The organism is Pelagimonas sp. (assembly GCF_050633425.1).
Classification (GTDB): domain Bacteria; phylum Pseudomonadota; class Alphaproteobacteria; order Rhodobacterales; family Rhodobacteraceae; genus Pelagimonas.
Genome location: NZ_JBOEGM010000005.1, coordinates 46634 through 65626 on the forward strand (window position 1 = coordinate 46634; position 18993 = coordinate 65626).

The 18993-nt window shown below is 56.7% G+C and carries 20 protein-coding genes; 10 read left to right on the forward strand and 10 right to left on the reverse strand.

The features are described from left to right. The first annotated feature begins 4 nt into the window (after positions 1–4). The 4 genes from ACRBB0_RS04815 (at position 5) to uxaC (ending at position 4663) form a co-directional block, all read left to right on the forward strand. Positions 5–1510: a tripartite tricarboxylate transporter permease gene (locus tag ACRBB0_RS04815; RefSeq protein ID WP_431373272.1), complete on the forward strand. Its 1506-nt coding sequence runs from the start codon at positions 5–7 to the stop codon at positions 1508–1510. Further along, on the forward strand, positions 1510–2871 hold the full coding sequence (locus ACRBB0_RS04820; protein ID WP_431373273.1) for an acyclic terpene utilization AtuA family protein: 1362 nt from the start codon (positions 1510–1512) through the stop codon (positions 2869–2871). Before ACRBB0_RS04815 ends, ACRBB0_RS04820 begins: the two co-directional genes overlap by 1 nt. Then, the gene (locus tag ACRBB0_RS04825) at positions 2868–3167 is read left to right on the forward strand and encodes a DUF4387 family protein (RefSeq protein ID WP_431373274.1); all 300 of its coding nucleotides are present in this window, start codon (positions 2868–2870) and stop codon (positions 3165–3167) included. Before ACRBB0_RS04820 ends, ACRBB0_RS04825 begins: the two co-directional genes overlap by 4 nt. Before the next feature lie 89 nt (positions 3168–3256). After that, a complete protein-coding gene (gene uxaC / locus ACRBB0_RS04830) occupies positions 3257–4663 on the forward strand; it encodes a glucuronate isomerase (RefSeq protein ID WP_431373275.1) in 1407 nt (468 codons plus the stop codon). A 393-nt stretch (positions 4664–5056) separates the two neighbouring features. On the opposite strand, the gene ACRBB0_RS04835 is transcribed toward uxaC, so the two are convergent. The 4 genes from ACRBB0_RS04835 to ACRBB0_RS04850 form a co-directional block, all read right to left on the reverse strand. Then, positions 5057–5242 (reverse strand): hypothetical protein, encoded by a 186-nt coding sequence (locus tag ACRBB0_RS04835; protein ID WP_431373276.1) that lies wholly within the window; start codon positions 5240–5242, stop codon positions 5057–5059. A 122-nt stretch (positions 5243–5364) separates the two neighbouring features. Beyond that, complete coding sequence (locus tag ACRBB0_RS04840) at positions 5365–6126, reverse strand: SDR family oxidoreductase (protein ID WP_431373277.1); 762 nt, start codon at positions 6124–6126, stop codon at positions 5365–5367. Next, positions 6123–7160 (reverse strand): zinc-dependent alcohol dehydrogenase, encoded by a 1038-nt coding sequence (locus tag ACRBB0_RS04845; RefSeq protein ID WP_431373278.1) that lies wholly within the window; start codon positions 7158–7160, stop codon positions 6123–6125. The genes ACRBB0_RS04840 and ACRBB0_RS04845 overlap by 4 nt, the downstream gene beginning before the upstream one ends. Next, positions 7157–8257, reverse strand: a complete 1101-nt coding sequence (locus ACRBB0_RS04850) for a mandelate racemase/muconate lactonizing enzyme family protein (RefSeq protein WP_431373279.1) — start codon at positions 8255–8257, stop codon at positions 7157–7159. Before ACRBB0_RS04850 ends, ACRBB0_RS04845 begins: the two co-directional genes overlap by 4 nt. Before the next feature lie 229 nt (positions 8258–8486). Between ACRBB0_RS04850 and ACRBB0_RS04855 the strand changes: the two genes are divergently transcribed. After that, positions 8487–8984, forward strand: coding sequence for a MarR family winged helix-turn-helix transcriptional regulator (locus tag ACRBB0_RS04855; protein WP_431373280.1), 498 nt, complete (start codon positions 8487–8489; stop codon positions 8982–8984). Between the two features lie 54 nt (positions 8985–9038). Here the strand turns inward: ACRBB0_RS04855 and ACRBB0_RS04860 are convergent, their stop codons facing one another. Genes ACRBB0_RS04860 through ACRBB0_RS04880 form a run of 5 tightly spaced genes read right to left on the reverse strand, consistent with a single transcriptional unit; the run spans position 9039 to position 13217 of the window. Further along, entirely contained in the window at positions 9039–9728 is a 690-nt protein-coding gene (locus tag ACRBB0_RS04860) for a DUF1194 domain-containing protein (RefSeq protein ID WP_431373281.1), read from the reverse strand. After that, positions 9700–10386: a DUF1194 domain-containing protein gene (locus tag ACRBB0_RS04865; RefSeq protein ID WP_431373282.1), complete on the reverse strand. Its 687-nt coding sequence runs from the start codon at positions 10384–10386 to the stop codon at positions 9700–9702. The genes ACRBB0_RS04860 and ACRBB0_RS04865 overlap by 29 nt, the downstream gene beginning before the upstream one ends. After that, positions 10383–10811 carry a VOC family protein gene (locus tag ACRBB0_RS04870; RefSeq protein WP_431373283.1) on the reverse strand — a complete coding sequence of 143 codons (429 nt, stop codon included), beginning with the start codon at positions 10809–10811 and terminating at the stop codon, positions 10383–10385. The genes ACRBB0_RS04865 and ACRBB0_RS04870 overlap by 4 nt, the downstream gene beginning before the upstream one ends. Before the next feature lie 56 nt (positions 10812–10867). Beyond that, positions 10868–12238 (reverse strand): surface lipoprotein assembly modifier, encoded by a 1371-nt coding sequence (locus tag ACRBB0_RS04875; RefSeq protein WP_431373284.1) that lies wholly within the window; start codon positions 12236–12238, stop codon positions 10868–10870. Positions 12239–12242: 4 nt separating this feature from the next. Continuing rightward, positions 12243–13217: a hypothetical protein gene (locus ACRBB0_RS04880; RefSeq protein WP_431373285.1), complete on the reverse strand. Its 975-nt coding sequence runs from the start codon at positions 13215–13217 to the stop codon at positions 12243–12245. A 317-nt stretch (positions 13218–13534) separates the two neighbouring features. Between ACRBB0_RS04880 and ACRBB0_RS04885 the strand changes: the two genes are divergently transcribed. The 5 genes from ACRBB0_RS04885 to ACRBB0_RS04905 all read left to right on the forward strand — a co-directional run bounded on the left by ACRBB0_RS04885 (position 13535) and on the right by ACRBB0_RS04905 (position 18400). Then, the gene (locus ACRBB0_RS04885) at positions 13535–14368 is read left to right on the forward strand and encodes a thymidylate synthase (RefSeq protein WP_431373286.1); all 834 of its coding nucleotides are present in this window, start codon (positions 13535–13537) and stop codon (positions 14366–14368) included. A gap of 16 nt (positions 14369–14384) precedes the next feature. Further along, positions 14385–14867 carry a dihydrofolate reductase gene (locus ACRBB0_RS04890; protein WP_431373287.1) on the forward strand — a complete coding sequence of 161 codons (483 nt, stop codon included), beginning with the start codon at positions 14385–14387 and terminating at the stop codon, positions 14865–14867. 131 nt (positions 14868–14998) lie between these two features. Then, on the forward strand, positions 14999–15325 hold the full coding sequence (locus tag ACRBB0_RS04895) for a hypothetical protein (RefSeq protein ID WP_431373288.1): 327 nt from the start codon (positions 14999–15001) through the stop codon (positions 15323–15325). Positions 15326–15691: 366 nt separating this feature from the next. After that, complete coding sequence (gene parE, locus ACRBB0_RS04900; RefSeq protein WP_431373289.1) at positions 15692–17650, forward strand: DNA topoisomerase IV subunit B; 1959 nt, start codon at positions 15692–15694, stop codon at positions 17648–17650. A 57-nt stretch (positions 17651–17707) separates the two neighbouring features. Next, positions 17708–18400, forward strand: coding sequence for a hypothetical protein (locus ACRBB0_RS04905; protein WP_431373290.1), 693 nt, complete (start codon positions 17708–17710; stop codon positions 18398–18400). Between the two features lie 7 nt (positions 18401–18407). On the opposite strand, the gene ACRBB0_RS04910 is transcribed toward ACRBB0_RS04905, so the two are convergent. Then, the gene (locus tag ACRBB0_RS04910) at positions 18408–18815 is read right to left on the reverse strand and encodes a c-type cytochrome (RefSeq protein ID WP_431373291.1); all 408 of its coding nucleotides are present in this window, start codon (positions 18813–18815) and stop codon (positions 18408–18410) included. Positions 18816–18993: the final 178 nt, after the last annotated feature.

The window sequence follows — 18993 nt, forward strand, 5'->3', positions numbered from 1 at the left end:
AACCATGGAATTGCTATCTAATCTGGCGATCGGTTTCGACATCGCCCTGTCTCCCTTTACCCTGATGTTGGCCGTTTTCGGCTGTTTCATCGGCACTATTATCGGCGCGTTGCCGGGCCTTGGCCCTTCTAACGGCGTCGCCATTCTGATCCCGCTGACCTTTTCGATGGGGCTTGATGCCACCTCGGCCCTCGTCCTCATGACGGCTGTTTATTACGGCGCGATGTATGGCGGGCGGATCAGTTCGATCTTGCTCAACATCCCCGGTGATGAACCGGCGCTGATGACCACGCTTGACGGATACCCGATGGCCAAACAAGGCCGCGCCGGTGATGCGCTGGTGATCTCGGGTGTGGCGTCTTTTGTCGGGGCCTTTCTGTCGACCATCGGCTTGATGCTTTTGGCACCAATCTTGGCGGGCATCGCCTTTCTCTTTGGGCCTGCTGAATATTTCGCGCTTTACCTGCTGGCCTTTGCCACGCTTGGTGGCATCGGATCGAACAACCAAGCCAAGGCGGCGATTGCCTCTTGTATCGGGCTTGGCATTGCGATGATCGGCGTTGACAACAACTCCGGCATGCCGCGCCTGACCGGGGGCAATCTGCACCTCTATGACGGTATCGACTTCCTTGTTGCCATCGTCGGACTGTTCGCCATCGCCGAAGTCTTCTTCTTCATTGAAAGCCACGGCAAGAACACCTCAATCGGTGTGAAGCTTGAAAAAGTCACCATTCCGGTCAAGGACATCATCGGCTCCTCTGTCACTATGGTCCGCGCCTCGGTTGTCGGTTTTGTCGCCGGTGTTTTGCCGGGGGCAGGGGCCTCGCTTGGCTCTTTCCTCGCCTATATGTCCGAGAAATCCATCGCCGGTGAAAAGGGTGGTTTCGGCACTGGGGTCGCCAAAGGAGTCGCCGCGCCCGAGGCCGGGAATAACGCCGCCGCCGGTGGCGCGCTGGTGCCGATGCTGACGCTGGGTGTGCCCGGCTCTGGCACCACGGCCGTTCTGCTTGCGCTGTTGATGACGCTCAACATCACGCCGGGTCCAACCCTGTTCACCGACCGGCCCGAAGTGGTCTGGGGCCTGATTGCCTCGCTCCTGATCGCGAACTTCGTGCTGCTGTTGATGAACGTGCCGATGGTCAAAATCTTCGTCAAAATCCTGATGGTTCCGCCATGGGTCTTGCTTCCAGGGGTCACAATGGTGTCCTTCGTCGGCATCTACTCGCTCTCTGGAAGCTACTTTGACTTGGTGTTGATGGTCGCCTTTGGCTTGCTCGGCTGGATACTGCGCAAACTCGACGTGCCCACCGTGCCGATCATCCTTGGCATCCTGCTCGGCGGCAACATGGAAGACGCCCTGCGCCGCGCCATGGTTCTGTCGGACGGAGATTGGACCTATCTGTTCAGCTCTGGCATCTCAATCGGATTGTGGACCGTTGCAGTTCTGGGCTTTGTCGCCCCGATGTTCCTGCGCCGTTTCCTGACCAAACCGCAAAGGATCACCGACTGATGGTCAAAGTTCTCATCCCCTCTGGGGCACTTGGCCTAGGCTATGACCGCGCGGCACTGTCGCGCGGGATTGCCGCCAAACCTGACATCATCGCCATTGATGGGGGGTCCACGGATAGTGGGCCCCATTACCTTGGTACGGGCACCTCGAAATACTCGCGCAATTCGACCCGCGCCGAATGGGCCGAATTGATGGAGGCCCGCGCCCAGGCCGGTGTGCCACTTATCATCGGCACCGCTGGCACCTGCGGGGCGGATTCAGCCGTCGATTGGCTCGTCGACATCACCCGTGAAATCGCAGCCGAACGGGGTGAAAAGCTCAATCTCGCCGTGCTCAAAAGCGGCCAATCCGCCGACACGTTGATCAAAGCGCTTGAAAATGGCCGCATCTCTGATCTCCCCGCCGCGCCAGAGATCAGCGCCGACATCCTGCGCAACTGCACCAATATTGTAGCCCTCGCCGGGGCCGAACAGATCCAAGCGGCGCTCGACACCGGGGCCGATATTGTCATCGCCGGGCGCACCACCGACACCGCGATTATCTCGGCTCTGCCGCTGGCGCGCGGCTGTCACGCCGGGGGCGCATGGCATGGGGCCAAGATCGGCGAATGTGGGGCGCTGGCCACCACCAGCCCGAATTCCGGCACCATCCTGATCGACTTTGACGCCGACGGTTTTACCATGACACCCATGGGCGACGAGGCCCGCGCCACGCCGCACACGGTCTCAGCCCACATGCTCTACGAAAACTCTGACCCCTATATATTGTACGAACCCGGCGGGCATCTGGACGTGCGCGGTGCCACCTATACCGCACTCGATGATCGCTCTGTGCGCGTCACCGGAAGCACATGGGTGCCCTCTGACACTTATACCGTCAAACTCGAAGGGGCCCGTCAGGCCGGGTTCCAAACCGTCTCGCTCGCCCTTGTCCGCGACGCCCGCTATGTTGAACACATCAACGCTTGGTGTGACGATATCGTCGACAAATGCACCGCCAAGGCCCAGGCTCGTATCGGGGCGCGCGTCGGTGGCGACTTCACGATCGAACTGCGGGTGATTGGCCAAAACGCCACGCTTGGCGCGCTCGACACCCATGCGGTCAATGGCACCGAATTGGGCGTCATGGGCATTGTCACCGCCGAAACCGAGGCGCTCAGCCGCGAAGTTGCCAAGATGCTCAACCCCTATCTTTTGCACCATCCGCTGACCGAACAAGAGGAAATGCCGACCTTTGCCTTTCCCTTTTCGCCGCCCGAAATGCCGCGCGGGGCGATCCACGAATTCTGCCTCAACCACGTGCTTGAACTCGACGATCCGATGCAGGCCTTTCGCCTGACAACCGAGGAGATCGGCGCATGACCCGGCTTGCTGATGTTGTTCCGAAAATCCGTTCCAAGAATGCCGGTCCGTTTTGGTTGACCGTCGATATTTTCTGCGGGGATGCATTGACCTTTGATCGGGTCAGCGTTGCAATTCGTAGCGAAAGGGTTGCCGAATTGTTTCAAATGCAATCAGACCAGTTGAAACGTTTTGACATTGCTGATCTTCATGTCGTCAAATTCAGCTTGCCGCGTCCTCACATTCAGGGGGTTCAGGCTGATCGGGATATGCATGGGGCGTCGTTTGCTAACCTATTGGCCGAGTTGGACATCTGACACAAACGCGCGCTCAAAGCGCTTTGACAAAACTGGCGGACTAACATATCAGTCTTGGGCGCACTCCATCGCGACAGGACTTCCCGACTATGCCTCTGACTGATCCCGACCGCCTCTTTCCTTATGATGACGCGTTGCGCGGGCTTGCCCGTGCCCTTTATAGTTCCATTCAAACTCTGCCAATTCTAAGCCCGCATGGCCATTGCGACCCGCAATGGTTTGCCCAAAACAAGCGGTTTCCCAATCCGGCCGAGCTGTTTGTCACCCCCGATCACTATGTCTTTCGCATGCTGGTGAGTCAGGGTGTCTCCATGGATGATCTGGGGATTCCGCGCATTGATGGCGGCCCGGTTGAGCAAGATCCGCGAAAAATATGGCAGCTGTTCGCCAAACATATTCACCTGTTTCACGGCACGCCGTCGGGCCTGTGGCTCAACCATTCCTTCGAACATGTCTTTGGCTTTCTTGAGCCGCTGACCGTCGAGAATGCCGACGATTATTACGATCATATCGACACCACTTTGGCGATGGATGAATTCCGCCCCCGCGCGATGTTTGACCGGTTCAAAATCGACTGTCTGGCCACCACCGAAGGCGCGCTTGACGATCTGCGCTGGCACAAACAGATCATCCAAAGTGATTGGTCGGGGCGGGTGATCACCACCTATCGCCCGGACGCCGTGGTTGACCCGGAGTTTGAAGGTTTTGTTGACAACCTCGCCCGGTTTGGCGAATTGACCGGTGAAAACACCGCCACATGGGACGGTTACCTGACGGCTCATCGTGTGCGCCGCGCGTTTTTCCGCGATCACGGGGCCACTGCCACGGATCACGGCCACCCCACTGCCCGCACCGAAGATTTGCCGCAAGACGAAGCCGCCGCGCTGTTTGCCAAAGCGATTTCGGGCCGCTGTACATTGGCCGAGGCTGATGCGTTTCGTGGGCAAATGCTCACTGAGATGGCCCGGATGAGCGTTGAGGACGGCATGACCATGCAGATCCATGCGGGGTCAAGCCGCAATCATAGCGCACGGGTCTTTGCCAGCCATGGCCGCGACAAGGGGTTTGATATCCCGCGCCGCTGTGATTTTGTTGATGCGCTCAAGCCGATGCTGGATGCGGTCGGGATGGAACCGGATTTGACGATCCTGTTGTTTACACTGGATGAAACCACCTATGGACGCGAGTTGGCGCCGCTTGCCGGGGCCTATCCTGCGCTCAAACTTGGGCCTGCTTGGTGGTTTTTTGACAGTGCCGAGGGCATCAAGCGCTATCGCCAAATCACCACTGAAACTTGTGGGTTCTACAATACGGCCGGGTTTAACGACGACACCCGCGCCTTTTGTTCGATCCCAGCGCGCCATGATGTCTCGCGTCGGGTTGACGCCTCATATTTGGCCGAACTGGTGGCTTCTGGGCGTTTGACCGAGGACGACGCCTTTGATCTTGCCAAGGTTTTGACCACTGATTTGGTCAAATCGGCCTATAAGCTCTGATCGGCCTATAAGCTCTGATCGGCCTATAAGCTCTGATCGGTCTGTAAGCTCTGAGATTTTTTGATCCATCGCCCCCTTCTGATCGCCCCGTTTGATCGCCGCGTCTGTGCGGCCAAACCCTAGCCAAGAGAAGGCTGCGAATTGGGGGCGATGCCCACCAGCGGGGCCCCCAATTGATCGTTTGCCGCCACGATGTGGTCTTGGCGGGGGGCGCACCTGTCGGGCTGTCTTGGTCCTTGGGGACAGCTAACGGAGTGATTGAAGGTCAGAGGGCCAAAACCCGAATGCCCCCGGAATTTACCCCAGGAATTTGCCTCCGGAATTTACCACTGGATTTCCCCGCAAAATTCCTCGCAAATTTACCCTAGGGCCTGACCATGGCCCGTTCCCGGCTTAGCCAAGAAGCCACCACAACAGGCTGGCCCAAAACCCGATAGACAAAAGAATGGCGAACGGCACCCACCAGCCATTGGGCAGGTCGGATTTTTTACCGTAGTTCACCTGATTTTCTGGGCGCACCGCCTGTTGATAGCTTTGCTGTGGCAAAGCGTCTGACGCGATGGACAAAGTGTTGTGCAATGGTGCCCCCTACGATTGCTGCGGACTGCCGCTTTGTGACAGTCTAGCAACCATAGGGTGAATTTTTTATGAATGGAAAGGCGTTTTCCGTTCAGGTATCGACGCTAATGCGCGTCAGAACCTTAACGCCCCATCCAGCCGCCATCGACGACCAAAATCTCGCCGTTCACATAATCTGACGCGCGCGATGACAAGAACACAACCGGTCCCGCAAAGTCTTCTGGTGTGCCCCAACGCCCCTGCGGAATACGGCCCAAAATCGCCTCTGAACGGTCCGGATCATCTTGCAATGCTTGGGTATTGTCGGTGGCAATGTAACCGGGCGCGATGGCGTTGACGTTCACGCCTTTGCCTGCCCATTCATTGGCCAGCGCCTTGGTCAACTGACCAATGCCGCCCTTGGAGGCTGCATAGCCCGGTACCGTGATCCCGCCTTGAAAGGTTAACAGCGACGCGGTGAAAATGATCTTACCATGACCGCGTTCAACCATGCCGCGGCCAATTTCGCGACTCAGCACAAATTGCGCCGACAGGTTGACCTCAATCACCTCGTCCCACCAGTCATCGGGATGCTCAGCCGCCGGTTTGCGTTTGATCGTCCCGGCATTGTTCACCAGAATATCTGCCGCAACGCCATCTGCTTCCAGTTGAGCCGCCAAACCACGCACCGCAGCCCGATCACTAAAATCGCACTGATAGGATTTGAACGACCGCCCCATCGCCGTCACGGCCTGTTCCACCTCGGAACCGGGCTGTAATGACGCCGACACACCGACAATATCAGCCCCAGCAGCGGCCAAGGCTTCGGCCATGCCCCGGCCAATGCCGCGCTTTGCTCCGGTGACAACTGCGGTCTGGCCGCTTAGATCAAACATCTGGCTCATACGTCTTTTCCTACTTTTATCAGGCTTTTCATCGCTGTTGGGCTGCGATCCAGTGCTTCAAACGCCGCTTGAATGTCATCCAAAGGCGCGACGTCGGTGATGAATGTCTCGGCATCGACACCCCCCGAAGCAATGATCGCAATCGCTTTTTCGTAATCTTCGTGCTCATAGACCCGCACACCCACCAGCTTCAGCTCGCGCCAGAAAAACTGGAACATGTCGACGCTTGGCTTTTGGGCGTGGATCGCCACCATAACAATGCGTCCGCGCGTTGCCGCCACGGTGGTCATCGCATCGACACCCGGTTGGCTGCCTGACACTTCAAACACCACCTCGGCGCCTTTGCCGCCGGTGCGGGCGTTCACAAACTCGGCCAGATCGGTTTCGGCCGGGTTCACCGTGTCAAAACCCATCTTTTGCGCAATGGCCAAACGGTTGGGATTGACCTCAGAGATCAACACCTTGCCCCCGGCGTCGCGTGCCACCATGGCGACCAAAACGCCAATCGGGCCGCCGCCAATGACAACGACATCTTCGCCTTCGGTCAGATCTGACAAGCGCACATCATGACAGGCCACCGCCACCGGTTCGATCAGCGCGGCGTGATCCAGACGCATGTCATCGGGCAGGGAGTGCACCGTATGGGCCGGCACAACCCAGACTTCCTGCATCGCGCCATCTGTATCAATGCCAAGGAACTTCAGCTTGTGGCAGATATGGGTGTGACCGGCCTCGCAGGCGGGGCAGTCACCGCAATGATCCAGCGGGCGCACCACAACCTTTTCGCCAAGGTCAAAGCCCTCAACGCCGGCACCTACCGCTTCGACCACGCCAGACATCTCGTGGCCGATGATCCGGCTTTCGCCGACGCGGGCGTCCATATTGCCGTGATAGATATGCATATCGGTGCCGCAGATGCCGCAATAGGCGATGCGGATTGCAACTTCACCGTCACCCGGCAGGGGCGAGGGCGCAGGTTCGACCACAAAGCTCTTGTTGCGGCGGTAATAGGCGGCGTTGATTTGTGTGCTCATGCGTGATGCTCCTGATGGGCGGCGTGAAGTTTATCCCAGTCAAAACTGACGCCGGTGCCGGGGTCTGATGGGGCGACGGCCAGATGGTTTTCCACCACCAGGGGCCGGGTTGTGTATTGATCAATCGGAAAGCTGTGAACTTCGAGCCAACCGCCGTGGGGCTGGGATGAGACAAGGCTCACGTGCAATTCCTGCATCCCATGGCTACAGACCGGGATGTTATGTGTGCGGCTGAGCGCGGCGACCTGTAGCCAGCCGGTGATCCCGCCGCAATTGCTCGCGTCCGGTTGAACATAGCTTAGTTTGGCGTCCGCAAAGGCGTATTCGAATTCGTGGATCGTGTGCAGGTTCTCGCCCATGGCCAGCGCCATGCCGGTGGCCTCGGCGATCCGGCCAAAGCCTTTGTAATCGTCGGGGATGGTCGGCTCTTCGAACCAGGTGATGTTTTGGTCTTTGACCGCGCCGGCCAAGGCAATGGCCTGATCCACGCTGAGTGCGTAATTGGCGTCGATCATAAAGGGGGCGTGTGGGCCGATCAGCTTGCGCACCGCTTGGATGCGCGCCACGTCCTCGGCCATGTCCGGTTTGCCGATCTTGATTTTGACGGCGTTAAAGCCAGCGTCCAAATAGCCTTGAATATTCCCAAGCAGTTTTGGCAGTGCAAAGTTGAGGTCGATGCCACCCGCATAGGCTTTACAACGGTCGCTGGTACCGCCTGCCATTTGTACAAGAGACTGGCCCGAGGCCTTGCCGCGCAGGTCCCACAGCGCGATATCCACAGCTGAAATCGCAAAGCTGGCGATGCCGCCACGCCCAACATAGTGAACGTGCCATTGCATCTGTTCATAAAGCGTTTCGATATTTTCGGCGTCCTGACCGGTTAGAAACGGGGCCAAGTCATGGGTGATCATGGCCGCAATCGCGCGCCCACCTTTGCCCCCTGTATATGTATAGCCGGTGCCCGTTGCGCCGTTTTCGAGCCGGACAGTCGCTGTAATCAGCTCAAAATGTGTGTGATCGCCGTGTTTGGCGTCGCTTAAAACCTCTTCCAGCGGCACGTCAAACACCTGAACATCTATAGAACGGATTCGCGCCATCCGATTTCCCCCCGAAATTTCCCCTGCGAATCTGGTATACCATTTCGTCAAGCGGCGCAATTCTGGTATACCATTTAACGGAAATTTTCGGTTTCGGTAAGAAATGGCGGGGTTTACGTTAATAAGCGACCAAATTAGATCGCATTTTCACGGTCTTCGATGTGGTTTAACGCAATATTGGTTTTTTTCTACAAATCTCCGTTCGAACTACTCACAGGCGGAGAAAGATATGAGCATTCATTCGTCCATGGAAAACGGCTCCAATCAGGGCTTCATGGCGAGCTACCTAGATGCACTCGGGTTGGTGGAACGACTCCACCGGCTTTTGCTGGATGTCATCAAGGATGAGTTCGAACGACTTGGCATTATTGATGTGAACGCGGTGCAAGCGCTGCTGCTGTTCAACATTGGTGAAAACGAAGTAACGGCGGGCGAGCTTAAATCGCGCGGCTACTATCAGGGCAGCAACGTGAGCTACAACCTGAAGAAGCTGGTCGAGATGGGCTATATGCATCACCAACGCTGCGAAATTGATCGCCGCTCGGTGCGTGTGCGTCTGACCCAGCGCGGTCGCGATATTTGCGGCATCGTAGAAGAGCTGTTCTTGCGTCATGCGGACGGTCTTCAGAACAAAGCGGTCCTAAGCTCGGATGGAATTGACGAAATCACCACGGCGCTGCGCCGCGTTGAACGTTACTGGACAGACCAGATCCGTTACATTTACTAACGACTGCCACACGCCCTAACACATGCGTCACAGAACCGGACGTATCGGGGCGGGTTAAGGATTGCGAGACAGTACCAGAATGGTCAGCTCGCGCTTCAATTTGCGGCTCATGGCGGCTTGGTAGTCGTCAAACCCTGTCGCGACTTCGACAAAGGCATCTGCACCTTGAATAACATATCTCCGAAAATAGGCGCTCAGCCCTGATATTTCGGTTTCCTGATGATCCCCCCCAATCACCAATGCGTTGATCGTGATCCCTGAGGGCATCACATCCTGAGGTCTTGGTCCGGTGTTCGATTCCCCGTCGCCGGAAATGTCCAGCACGCTGCGCCAACAGGATGGTTGCTGCGCCAAAAGGGCTGCGCCAAATCCCTTGGCCCGGCCCAAAGCGGTCGATGGCTCTTGCAAAGCGCGGCGCGTCTTGTGCAATTGTGTCGCGACCTCCTCAAGGTCCGCCTGCTCCGAAATCTCCCGCCACGGGATCAACAATCGTTGCGATTGCGGACCGCTCCATTCATAGATCGCCAAGCGGGCAGGGGACTCGGGCAATGTCAAAAACGCCGCCGCCACCTCCGGGTCCATCAATGCCCCGGCCAATCCATCCAGTTGCAACCGGTATTCGCCAGCGTCCACCGATCCCGATACATCCAGCCCCAGGGCCAAAGCCTGCCGACAGGCGGCATCGGCCATCCCTGCCCACATCCCGGCCCACAGGCTAATCGTGATCCAAAGCCAGAGCCGCATCACCCACCACCCGTGTTTCAATCTCGCGATAGAGCTTGCGGGTCATTGCTCGCTCGTACCCGCTATAGCCTTGAGATGTTTCAATAAACGCGCCGGGGCCGCGCAGCACCTCATAGGTGAAATGATCGACCACATCCGGGTCGGCCCCAAGGATCGCCAGGGCATTGACCGTGATGCCCTCAAACGGAAAATGCTTATAGGCCAGCTGCGGCCAAAACCCGTCATTGGTGATGCCATCGCCCGACAGGTCAATCACCTGCCGATCACAATCTGGGGCCCGCGCCATCACGCCCGCGCCATAGCCCAACGCATATCCCAAAGCTGTCGGGAATTTATGATTTGACCTTTGCGCCGACAAAACGCGTGCCGCCGCGCGCTCGATCTCGGCTTCGGATCGCAACATCACCCAATCCAAAACCATCTCAGACTGGCGCCGACCGCTCCATTCATAAACCGCAAGCGCGATTCCCCCGCCTTGCAGGATCGCGCTTTTGACATCCTCTGATTGCAGCGCCGCGGCCAGACCATTGCGCTGCAAAATATATTCTTCCGCATCCACCGATGAGGATACATCTTGCGCCAAAACAAGCGCCAAAGGACAGCTCTGCGCCATGGACCCAAAGGCCCCAAACGCCAGCGCTGTCGCTTGTTTGATCACCAGTGACCTACGTTTTGCATGCTGATCCAGGGTTCAGCCGGTTCCAGCGCCTCGCCCTCTTGTAGCAACTCAATCGACACATTGTCCGGCGAGCGCACAAACGCCATGCGGCCATCACGCGGCGGGCGGTTGATCACCACCCCATTGTCTATCAGATGCTGGCAGGCCTCATAAATATTGGGCACAGAATAGGCCAAATGGCCAAAATGGCGCGAATCCGACGGCAGCTCATCATCGCCATCCCAATTGTACGTTAGCTCAACGGGGCATTCTTCCTGGCCTTCTGGGGCCATGAAAATCAGCGAAAACCGCGCCGATTCGACGTCATGACGGCGCGTTTCCTTCAAACCCAAAAGCTCATAAAACGCCATCGAAGCCTCAAGGTCTTTGACCCGGACCATCGTATGTAAGTAACGAACACCCATTGGAAAATCCCCTTATTTGCAGCGACTCACGGTGTGTGGGCGCAAACAATCCGAGGTCAGAATACCGATTTGATGCCAAGCCGCAAATCGGTACTTTGCGAGTCATAAATGCCGTAATTCGAACCACGATCCCGAAAGCTCAGCCCGATTTCCGGGGCAAATCCATAGAAATCGACCTTGGGCAGCAAAACATCGACCGATAGTTTCCATTCCGTGTCATGTCGTGTCATGTCGCTGAGAAAGGCAAAGGGTGCGTTGTCATAATCAATATCGCGGTAACTCAGCGCGACCCGTGGTAGCATTCCCTTTACGGCGCGCGTTTTGGAGAAGCTCAGTTGCGCGCCCGTTGTTTCATTGGCAACCATATACAGATCGGAATTTGTGTCACTAAACCAAGCGTCTAGCCGCAAGCGCCCCATGTCGAACTGCTTGCCAAGCGCCAGCCCGATTTCCTGTGTGGTCAGATCATTTCCCGAGCCATGCACAAGCGTTTCATGGCGCCATTCGGCCCGCGCACTGCCCGTCACCCCTGGCATCACCATGCGCCCGTAAAACAGCCGCAGCGCTTTGACATTGGAAAAGCCTTCGCCGCGTCTCGTGTTATGGGTCAGATCGACACCCGCCGAAGCCAGCCATCCGGTCTTGCCACGGGCCTCGTAATCCAGCGAAAGGCCAAAACTGTCTTCACGAAAGTCGTTGTTTTTGGCATCGGGGTCGGTGGCGCGGGCGTCGCTGCTCAGTTCGGCACGGGTCACCTCAATATTGGCCCCAAATTTGAGCCGCGTGTTGCGTGAAATCGGCACGCGATAACTGAAATCCGCGTTCAATCCATAGCGCAGCCCTGACAAGGGTCGCGCGCCGGGGCGCACCGTGAAGCCGTTGATATCGGTGCTTTCGTTTTTGGCACCACCATTCAAATTGTCGGACGGGGCAAAGGTCAGCCCAAGATGAAGCCGCCATGGTGTGGCCCGGCGAAGTTTTCGAAAATCCTGCACCGCCGCCCCGCGCAGACGTTCTTCGGGGGCGACCTGTGCGGCGCGGCGTAGCCAATATTGCGCATAGCCTTTTTGGCCGTTCGACACCAAGGTTCCGGCCTGCACCATGGCGGCATAAAACCTGTCACGGTCGGTGTTGGACACGCTCCAGGCCAATTTCGCCGACTTGCGCGCATCCCTGTGTTTGCCCAGCTCTTGCAAGGCGCGTGCCTTGAGCAACAGCCCTTCCACATCGCCCGGAGCCCCAAGCAAAACACCTTCTGCCAGGATCAGCGCGGCTTCTGGCTTGCCAGCTTGCAACATCCGCGCCGAGGCGGCCCGCGCTTCGGGCAGGCTCAGCCGCATTTCCTGGGCCGAGGCCAGCCCTGTGCACGCTGACATCAGGGCGCAGGAAAGCACCAGTCGTCGCAACCATGTGGTGAGGGCGCGCATCTGCCTATCGGGTCGCGATAAAGCCGCCAGTTTCGCGGACATCGACCTCAATATAGTTGCCTGTGTCCGGGTCGATGCCAATTGGCCCTGTCCCTTCGACGACCACAACCCCGGCGATCTCTTCACCATTGGGGCCGGCAAACAACCCGTCCCAGGTGCCAGACGCGCCAACGGTTGTTCCGCTGTCTGTGAAGACGGTCGCATCGGCCGAAGTGATGGTCCAATTGTCAAAGTTGATGTCGGTGTCGGTCAGTGTGATGAAATCGCCGACCCCATCCAGATCGGTGATCTGCACGCCATTGGCATCAAAGAAAGATCGATCCGCGATAAAGCCGCCGACAACACCCGTATCATCGAAATCTTCGGTGTCGACCCGCAGGGTCGCCGTGCCCGAAACATATTGCATGACTGATCCGTTGTCCGGGTCAATCACGGTGCGAACGGCGGCATATTCGCCTGTGAACACATAGGTTTGCTGGTCATCCGGCAAGGCCCCGGTCCCGCTCAGACGCTGGGCCGCCGCGCCGCCATAACCAAAGCTGACATAGCTTTCTGTACCCGCGGTTCCGACTTGGCTATAGCCGCTGTCCGACACCCGAAAGACGGCAAAATAGCTCGCCGGTCCGGCGGCATTGCGGTAGACGTCGAAAGTCGACGACCCGAAATTATCCGAAATCGTTGCATCGCGCTGATAGATATTGTCGTCGCCATCAAACGGCATGTTGTTGAGCACCAGCTCACCAGTGTCCTCGTCAAACGACATTTCATTTGCGGTCAATCGGTCGTTGTTCAGATCACTGCCAAACACCGTATTGGCGTCGCCATCCCCGTCACCGGTCGGCGTCTCGTCGGGCACAGTGCCTTCGTCGATCAGCGTTGTGTCATCTGGATCAAGATCGTTGATCGGATTGCTTCCGCTGCCGCTTGCACAAGCAGCAAGGACGCCCGCACACGCGAGCGCTATAAAATTGCGATACATCTGACTGCCTCAGGTCTTGCCCGTTTTATATTTTGTAAGCAGCCTGCCCAACGAAACCGCCCCAAGTCAATCTCCCAGCCCCGACTTGGCCATGATTTCGCCACGACTGAGGCAAATCTGTCGCCCACATAATCGCGTTCCCCAACGACCGCCCCCCATATATAGTGTCCCTCGACTCATATCGTGGGAAAGGAATCGCTAGGCCCGGCTCGTCGTGACACCGTATATCGGTGCCTGTCAAAACCGCGCGATTGGCGTTTTCTGATCACATCGACCGGATGACATCCGGCTTTAAAACACAAAGGACGAGGGCCAAGGTGCAGCAATATCATGACGCGTTAAAAACCATTCTGGACATGGGCGAAGAGTCGAGCGATCGCACCGGAACCGGCACACGGTCCTATTTTGGATTGCAATCGCGCTATCGGCTGGCCGATGGTTTTCCGTTGGTCACCACCAAAAAACTGCACCTAAAATCCATTATTCATGAACTTCTGTGGTTTTTGTCCGGCGATACCAATGTGCGTTACTTGCAGGAAAACGGCGTGTCGATCTGGGATGAATGGGCCGATGAACAGGGCGATCTTGGACCGGTTTATGGCTATCAATGGCGCAGTTTTCCGGCGTTGGAACCGACGGACCAGACGCAGGATGGCTCACCGCTTTACACCCGAAAGAGCATTGATCAGATCTCTCAACTTGTTGATATGATTAAAAACAGCCCCGACAGTCGCCGCCTGATCGTCTCGGCGTGGAACCCCGCTGATGTGCCGCGCATGGCGCTGCCGCCGTGTCACACCATGTGGCAAGTGCGCGTGTTGAATGGCAAATTGCATCTGCAACTCTATCAACGCTCGGCCGATATGTTTTTGGGCGTGCCGTTCAACATTGCCTCCTATGCGCTGCTTCAGGTGATGCTCGCCCATGTTACCGGATATGAACCCGGTGATTTCATTCACACTTTGGGCGATGCCCATATCTATTCCAACCATATGGAGCAGGTGGAGTTGCAGCTGTCCCGCACGCCAAAACCGCTCCCCAGCTTGCGGATCAAGCGCGAGGTCACGTCGATTTTTGACTTCAAATACGATGACTTTGAAATCAACGGCTATGATCCCGATCCGCTGATCCGCGCACCGGTCGCGGTCTAAGAAAGGCGCTGAAAATATGATCACACTTATCGTTGCCCGCGCCCTGAATGGCGCCATTGGCCGGGACGGAACCATTCCGTGGCACGTCTCCGAAGATCTCAAATCCTTTCAGCGCGAAACCCTTGGTGGTGCGTTGATAATGGGGCGCAACACATGGGATAGCCTGCCGGTTAAGCCCTTGTCCAAGCGTCTGAATATTGTTGTGTCCTCCCATCCCGACGCCGCTGACATCGTCGTGCCGTCCATTGCTGAGGGCATCAAACTGGCCTCAGACCAAGGCTATGATCGGGTCTATGGTATTGGCGGAGCGCGCATCTACCAAGAAATGCTCGCCCTTGCGGATCGACTTTTGATCTCCGAAGTCGATCTTCAGGTGCCCGATGCCGATACGTTTTTCCCGGAGTTCACGCCCGATGACTGGCGTGTCGCCAATGAACGGATTCTGCGCGCCACCGATCCAAATTGCATCGTCCGAGAGTATCTGCGGCGCGGTCAATAACTGCGGTTATCGGGTCTGAAAATGGGCGGCGTCGCCCGTTTCTGCGACATAAAAACCTGTGCTATGCAGGGCGATTGCTTGCTCACTCGTTTTCCGACTAAGTAGCAGCATTCAAATTCAAAGGTCGCGATATGAAACCATTTTTCCTTTTCGCCGCTACGGTTGTCCTCTCAGCGTGCCAAATTTCGGCACCTGAGGACTTGCCAAAGACCAATAATCCAGACGCCCTTATCGGCCGCACCATTTTGCACGAAGACGGCAACCTTGCAGTAAATCCCGATGGCAGCATCGGCGGTGATCTCACCGGCACATGGGAGATCAAAAACACCCGATGGTGCCGCACCATCGCGACGCCGGAAAAATACGCTGGCACCGAATGCCGCGATGTCCATGTTTCGGGCAATTCGGCGTTCTTCACTCGTGACAATGGCGTCTCCTACACCATGAAACTCAAGTGATGAAAATCCTGGCAGGGGCACCCGGTTGTTCCCTGCCAAACCGCTGTCACGCCGCCGCCGTTAACCATTTTTGACGCCAAGTCATGCGGATCTCGATCACCTCGGTTGCAGGGGGTGGGCAAACTCTACCAAACGCCGCCAGAATCACACATTTTGCCTCCCATCGCTGATTTGGGCGCGCAGATTACCCTTTGGCAATCTCCCCCAAACTCGGGTGGAATCAGACAGATTGCCCCGACGAAATCCCCATGGGGCTGGTGCAAAATCGCTGTTAACCTGACCGCTCCGACACTTAACCGCCCCTTTAACGCGTCGTGCAGACCTGTCATAATAGCTTTCAAACAACAGCAAGAATGAGCAGCGTTTATGCCTGACGATCTCCTTTCCGGCGGTGAAGCACCGAAATATGATGCCTCCTCGATCAAGGTGCTCAAAGGCATGGAAGCGGTGCGGATGCGCCCCGGTATGTATATCGGCGGCACTGATGAACGCGCGCTGCATCACATGGCGGCTGAGATTCTCGACAACTCCATGGATGAGGCCGTCGCCGGTCACGCCACCCGGATCGAGGTTGAGCTAAACTCCGATTATTCCTTGACTATTCGCGACAACGGGCGCGGCATTCCGATTGATCCGCACCCCGAAGATCCGTCCAAAACCGCCTTGGAAATGATCTTTACCGAGCTGCATGCCGGCGGCAAATTCAATGGCGATGCCTATGAAACCTCGGGCGGTTTGCACGGGGTTGGGGCCACCGTTGTGAACGCGCTGACCGACAGCCTTGTGGTGCAAGTTGCCAAAAACAAAGAGCTTTATGAAATTCGGTTTTCCCGTGGCGAGCTTCTTGGCCCGATGGCAAAAATCGGCGCGGCTCCTAATCGGCGCGGAACAACCGTAACCTTCCACCCTGATGCAGAAATTTTCGGGTCTCACAAGTTCAAACCGTCCCGTTTGCTCAAGATGGCCAAGTCCAAAGCCTATCTGTTTTCCGGGGTGGAAATCCGTTGGAAATGCCATGTCGAAGACGCGGATGTACCCTCGGAAGCCGTCTTTCATTTTCCCGGCGGCCTGTCCGATTACCTGTCTGAAACGCTAGAGAAATCAACGCCTTACGCTGAGAGTCCCTTTGCGGGGGTTGTGGATTTCAAGGAGAAATTCAACACCCCGGGCAAGGTGGAATGGGCGATCAACTGGACCCCATCACGCGATGGCTTCATTCAATCCTATTGTAACACCGTGCCAACCCCCGAAGGCGGCACCCACGAAGCCGGATTCTGGGCCGCGATTCTCAAGGGGATTCGCGCCTACGGCGAGTTGGTGCACAACAAAAAAGCCAGTCAAATCAATAGGGATGACCTGATCACTGGCGGTTGCGCGCTGGTGTCGTGCTTTATTCGCGAACCGGAATTTGTTGGCCAAACCAAGGATCGTCTGGCCACGGTTGAGGCGCAGCGCCTCGTCGAAAACTCTGTTCGCGACCACTTCGATCATTGGTTGGCATCAAACACAAAGTTCGCTGGCGCAATTCTGGATTTCCTTGTTCTGCGCGCCGAGGAACGTCTGCGCCGCCGTCAGGAAAAGGAAACCGCGCGTAAATCGGCCACCAAGAAACTCCGTCTGCCCGGCAAACTGACCGACTGTTCGTCGAAATCGCGCGAAGGCACTGAGTTGTTCATCGTGGAGGGTGATTCAGCGGGGGGGTCTGCCAAGGGCGCGCGCAACCGTGAAACCCAAGCGCTTTTGCCGCTCAAGGGTAAGATCCTTAATGTGCTTGGTGCCGCGTCTAACAAGTTGAATTCAAACGCAGAAATTCGAGATTTGTGTGAGGCTTTGGGCGTCGGTGTCGGGGCGAAATTCAACGTGGATGATCTGCGCTATGACAAGATCATCATCATGACCGATGCGGATGTCGACGGGGCCCATATCGCGGCGCTCTTGATGACGTTTTTCTTTACCCAAATGCGCCCGATGATCGATTCCGGCCATCTCTATTTGGCGTGCCCGCCGCTCTATCGGCTGACCCAAGGCGCCAAGCGAATCTATGTTCCTGACGATGCTGAAAAAGATCGTGTCTTGGAAAAAGGCCTTGGTGGAAAAGGGAAAATTGACGTTCAGCGCTTTAAGGGTCTGGGTGAAATGGACGCCAAGGACCTGAAAGAAACCACGATGGACCCCGCCACCCGAACCTTGATTCGTGTGACGATTGATGAGGATGAGCCCGGTGAAACCGGTGATCTGGTCGAGCGTTTGATGGGCAAAAAACCGGAGCTGCGGTTTCAATACATTCAGGAAAACGCCCGCTTTGTGGAAGAACTTGACGTTTAACCCATTTGGGCCGTGGAAGTGCTTGCGTAAATCTCGCGCTTGGGGGAACCTCGGGCCATGCGGTATGTGTTGATTTTCCTTTTGGTTTTGTCGTCATGCGGGCGGGTGTTGACGCCGTCCGAAACGGCCTATCTTCAAGCTATTCACGGCGATCAGCTCGACCCGAAAACGATCCGGATCGTGAACGGGCACTTTGCTGGATCGGTGACCTATCAAATTCCGGTTCGACCGCGCACCACGTGTCAGGAACGAATTTGGCCGCCTCAGACCGAGTCAAAAACAGTTACGGTGTCACCGGCGGCGACCGTGCTTTTCAACAAGGTTTTGTATCGTAAGGATCTGTTTGCCAAAGATTTCATGCCTGGCTGGCCCGAGAAAATTGATCTGTTTTATGCCATGCTATTCGCCCATGAGGCGACTCATGTTTGGCAATGGCAAAACCGCGACCGAACCGGGTATCACCCGATTAAGGCATTGAACGAGCACGCAAATAACGCTGACCCATATTTGTTTGATCCTGACAATACCCGCAGTTTTCTGGACTACGGGTATGAGCAGCAAGGCTCAATTGTCGAGGAATATGTCTGTTGTCGGTTGCTTGATCCAAAGGCCCCACGCACAGCCCGCTTGCGGGCTATGATTGCGCAGGAAATGCCGATTGATGGGCTTGATCGGGCATTGGGGCAGGGCACTGTGCGCCTGCCTTGGTCCGGGGTGCAGACCAAGGGGATATGCCGGACGTCACCTTAGGCGAAGGTCACTCAACCCGCTGAATCTCGCGAATATATGCGATGAGATCCACAACCGGCCGTGAGGTCAGAACCGGCTGGCCAGACGGGGTTTTCATGGGCACATCAAACGTGCCTTCAAAGTAATCTCCGTAGACCGGCATCGGCGAGCCGTGGCTGACCAAAGGATCGCGACCATCAATACGCTTCACGACACGTTCCAGAGGGAAAACGCCGCCGTTTGAGGCGGTTAGCTCGGTCAAATTGACTGGCTTGATCATCAAAACCCCCGCCATGGGGCCATCACCCGCGCCTTCGAGCCCGTGGCAGGTGGCGCAATGCGTGTGATAATGTGATCGCCCGATGTCGGCATCTTGGGCAAGGGCAGGTGTTGCCACGGCAAGGGCCGCAAAAGTTAGTCCGATGAGAGTACGCATGATCGATCCTCCTGTTCCACAACAGATACTGTGGCAGGCGCGCTCTGGAGTTACCTTGATCGGAGTCAAACCGGGCTTTTGCGATGCGTTAGATTTGAGCTAAATGAGAAATGCGGCGATGGATAATCTTAAACCACTCGGCCCTAAACGACGGGGCCCTAAAGCACTGGGCCCTAAG

Bases quoted from the DNA above. Each gene is read 5' to 3' on its own strand.
- ACRBB0_RS04815 (WP_431373272.1), top strand. From the start codon at position 5: ATGGAATTGCTATCTAATCTGGCGATCGGTTTCGACATCGCCCTGTCT.
- ACRBB0_RS04820 (WP_431373273.1), top strand. From the start codon at position 1,510: ATGGTCAAAGTTCTCATCCCCTCTGGGGCACTTGGCCTAGGCTATGAC.
- ACRBB0_RS04825 (WP_431373274.1), top strand. From the start codon at position 2,868: ATGACCCGGCTTGCTGATGTTGTTCCGAAAATCCGTTCCAAGAATGCC.
- uxaC (WP_431373275.1), top strand. From the start codon at position 3,257: ATGCCTCTGACTGATCCCGACCGCCTCTTTCCTTATGATGACGCGTTG.
- ACRBB0_RS04840 (WP_431373277.1), bottom strand. From the start codon at position 6,126: ATGAGCCAGATGTTTGATCTAAGCGGCCAGACCGCAGTTGTCACCGGA.
- ACRBB0_RS04845 (WP_431373278.1), bottom strand. From the start codon at position 7,160: ATGAGCACACAAATCAACGCCGCCTATTACCGCCGCAACAAGAGCTTT.
- ACRBB0_RS04850 (WP_431373279.1), bottom strand. From the start codon at position 8,257: ATGGCGCGAATCCGTTCTATAGATGTTCAGGTGTTTGACGTGCCGCTG.
- ACRBB0_RS04855 (WP_431373280.1), top strand. From the start codon at position 8,487: ATGAGCATTCATTCGTCCATGGAAAACGGCTCCAATCAGGGCTTCATG.
- ACRBB0_RS04860 (WP_431373281.1), bottom strand. From the start codon at position 9,728: ATGCGGCTCTGGCTTTGGATCACGATTAGCCTGTGGGCCGGGATGTGG.
- ACRBB0_RS04870 (WP_431373283.1), bottom strand. From the start codon at position 10,811: ATGGGTGTTCGTTACTTACATACGATGGTCCGGGTCAAAGACCTTGAG.
- ACRBB0_RS04875 (WP_431373284.1), bottom strand. From the start codon at position 12,238: ATGCGCGCCCTCACCACATGGTTGCGACGACTGGTGCTTTCCTGCGCC.
- ACRBB0_RS04880 (WP_431373285.1), bottom strand. From the start codon at position 13,217: ATGTATCGCAATTTTATAGCGCTCGCGTGTGCGGGCGTCCTTGCTGCT.
- ACRBB0_RS04890 (WP_431373287.1), top strand. From the start codon at position 14,385: ATGATCACACTTATCGTTGCCCGCGCCCTGAATGGCGCCATTGGCCGG.
- ACRBB0_RS04895 (WP_431373288.1), top strand. From the start codon at position 14,999: ATGAAACCATTTTTCCTTTTCGCCGCTACGGTTGTCCTCTCAGCGTGC.
- parE (WP_431373289.1), top strand. From the start codon at position 15,692: ATGCCTGACGATCTCCTTTCCGGCGGTGAAGCACCGAAATATGATGCC.
- ACRBB0_RS04905 (WP_431373290.1), top strand. From the start codon at position 17,708: ATGCGGTATGTGTTGATTTTCCTTTTGGTTTTGTCGTCATGCGGGCGG.
- ACRBB0_RS04910 (WP_431373291.1), bottom strand. From the start codon at position 18,815: ATGCGTACTCTCATCGGACTAACTTTTGCGGCCCTTGCCGTGGCAACA.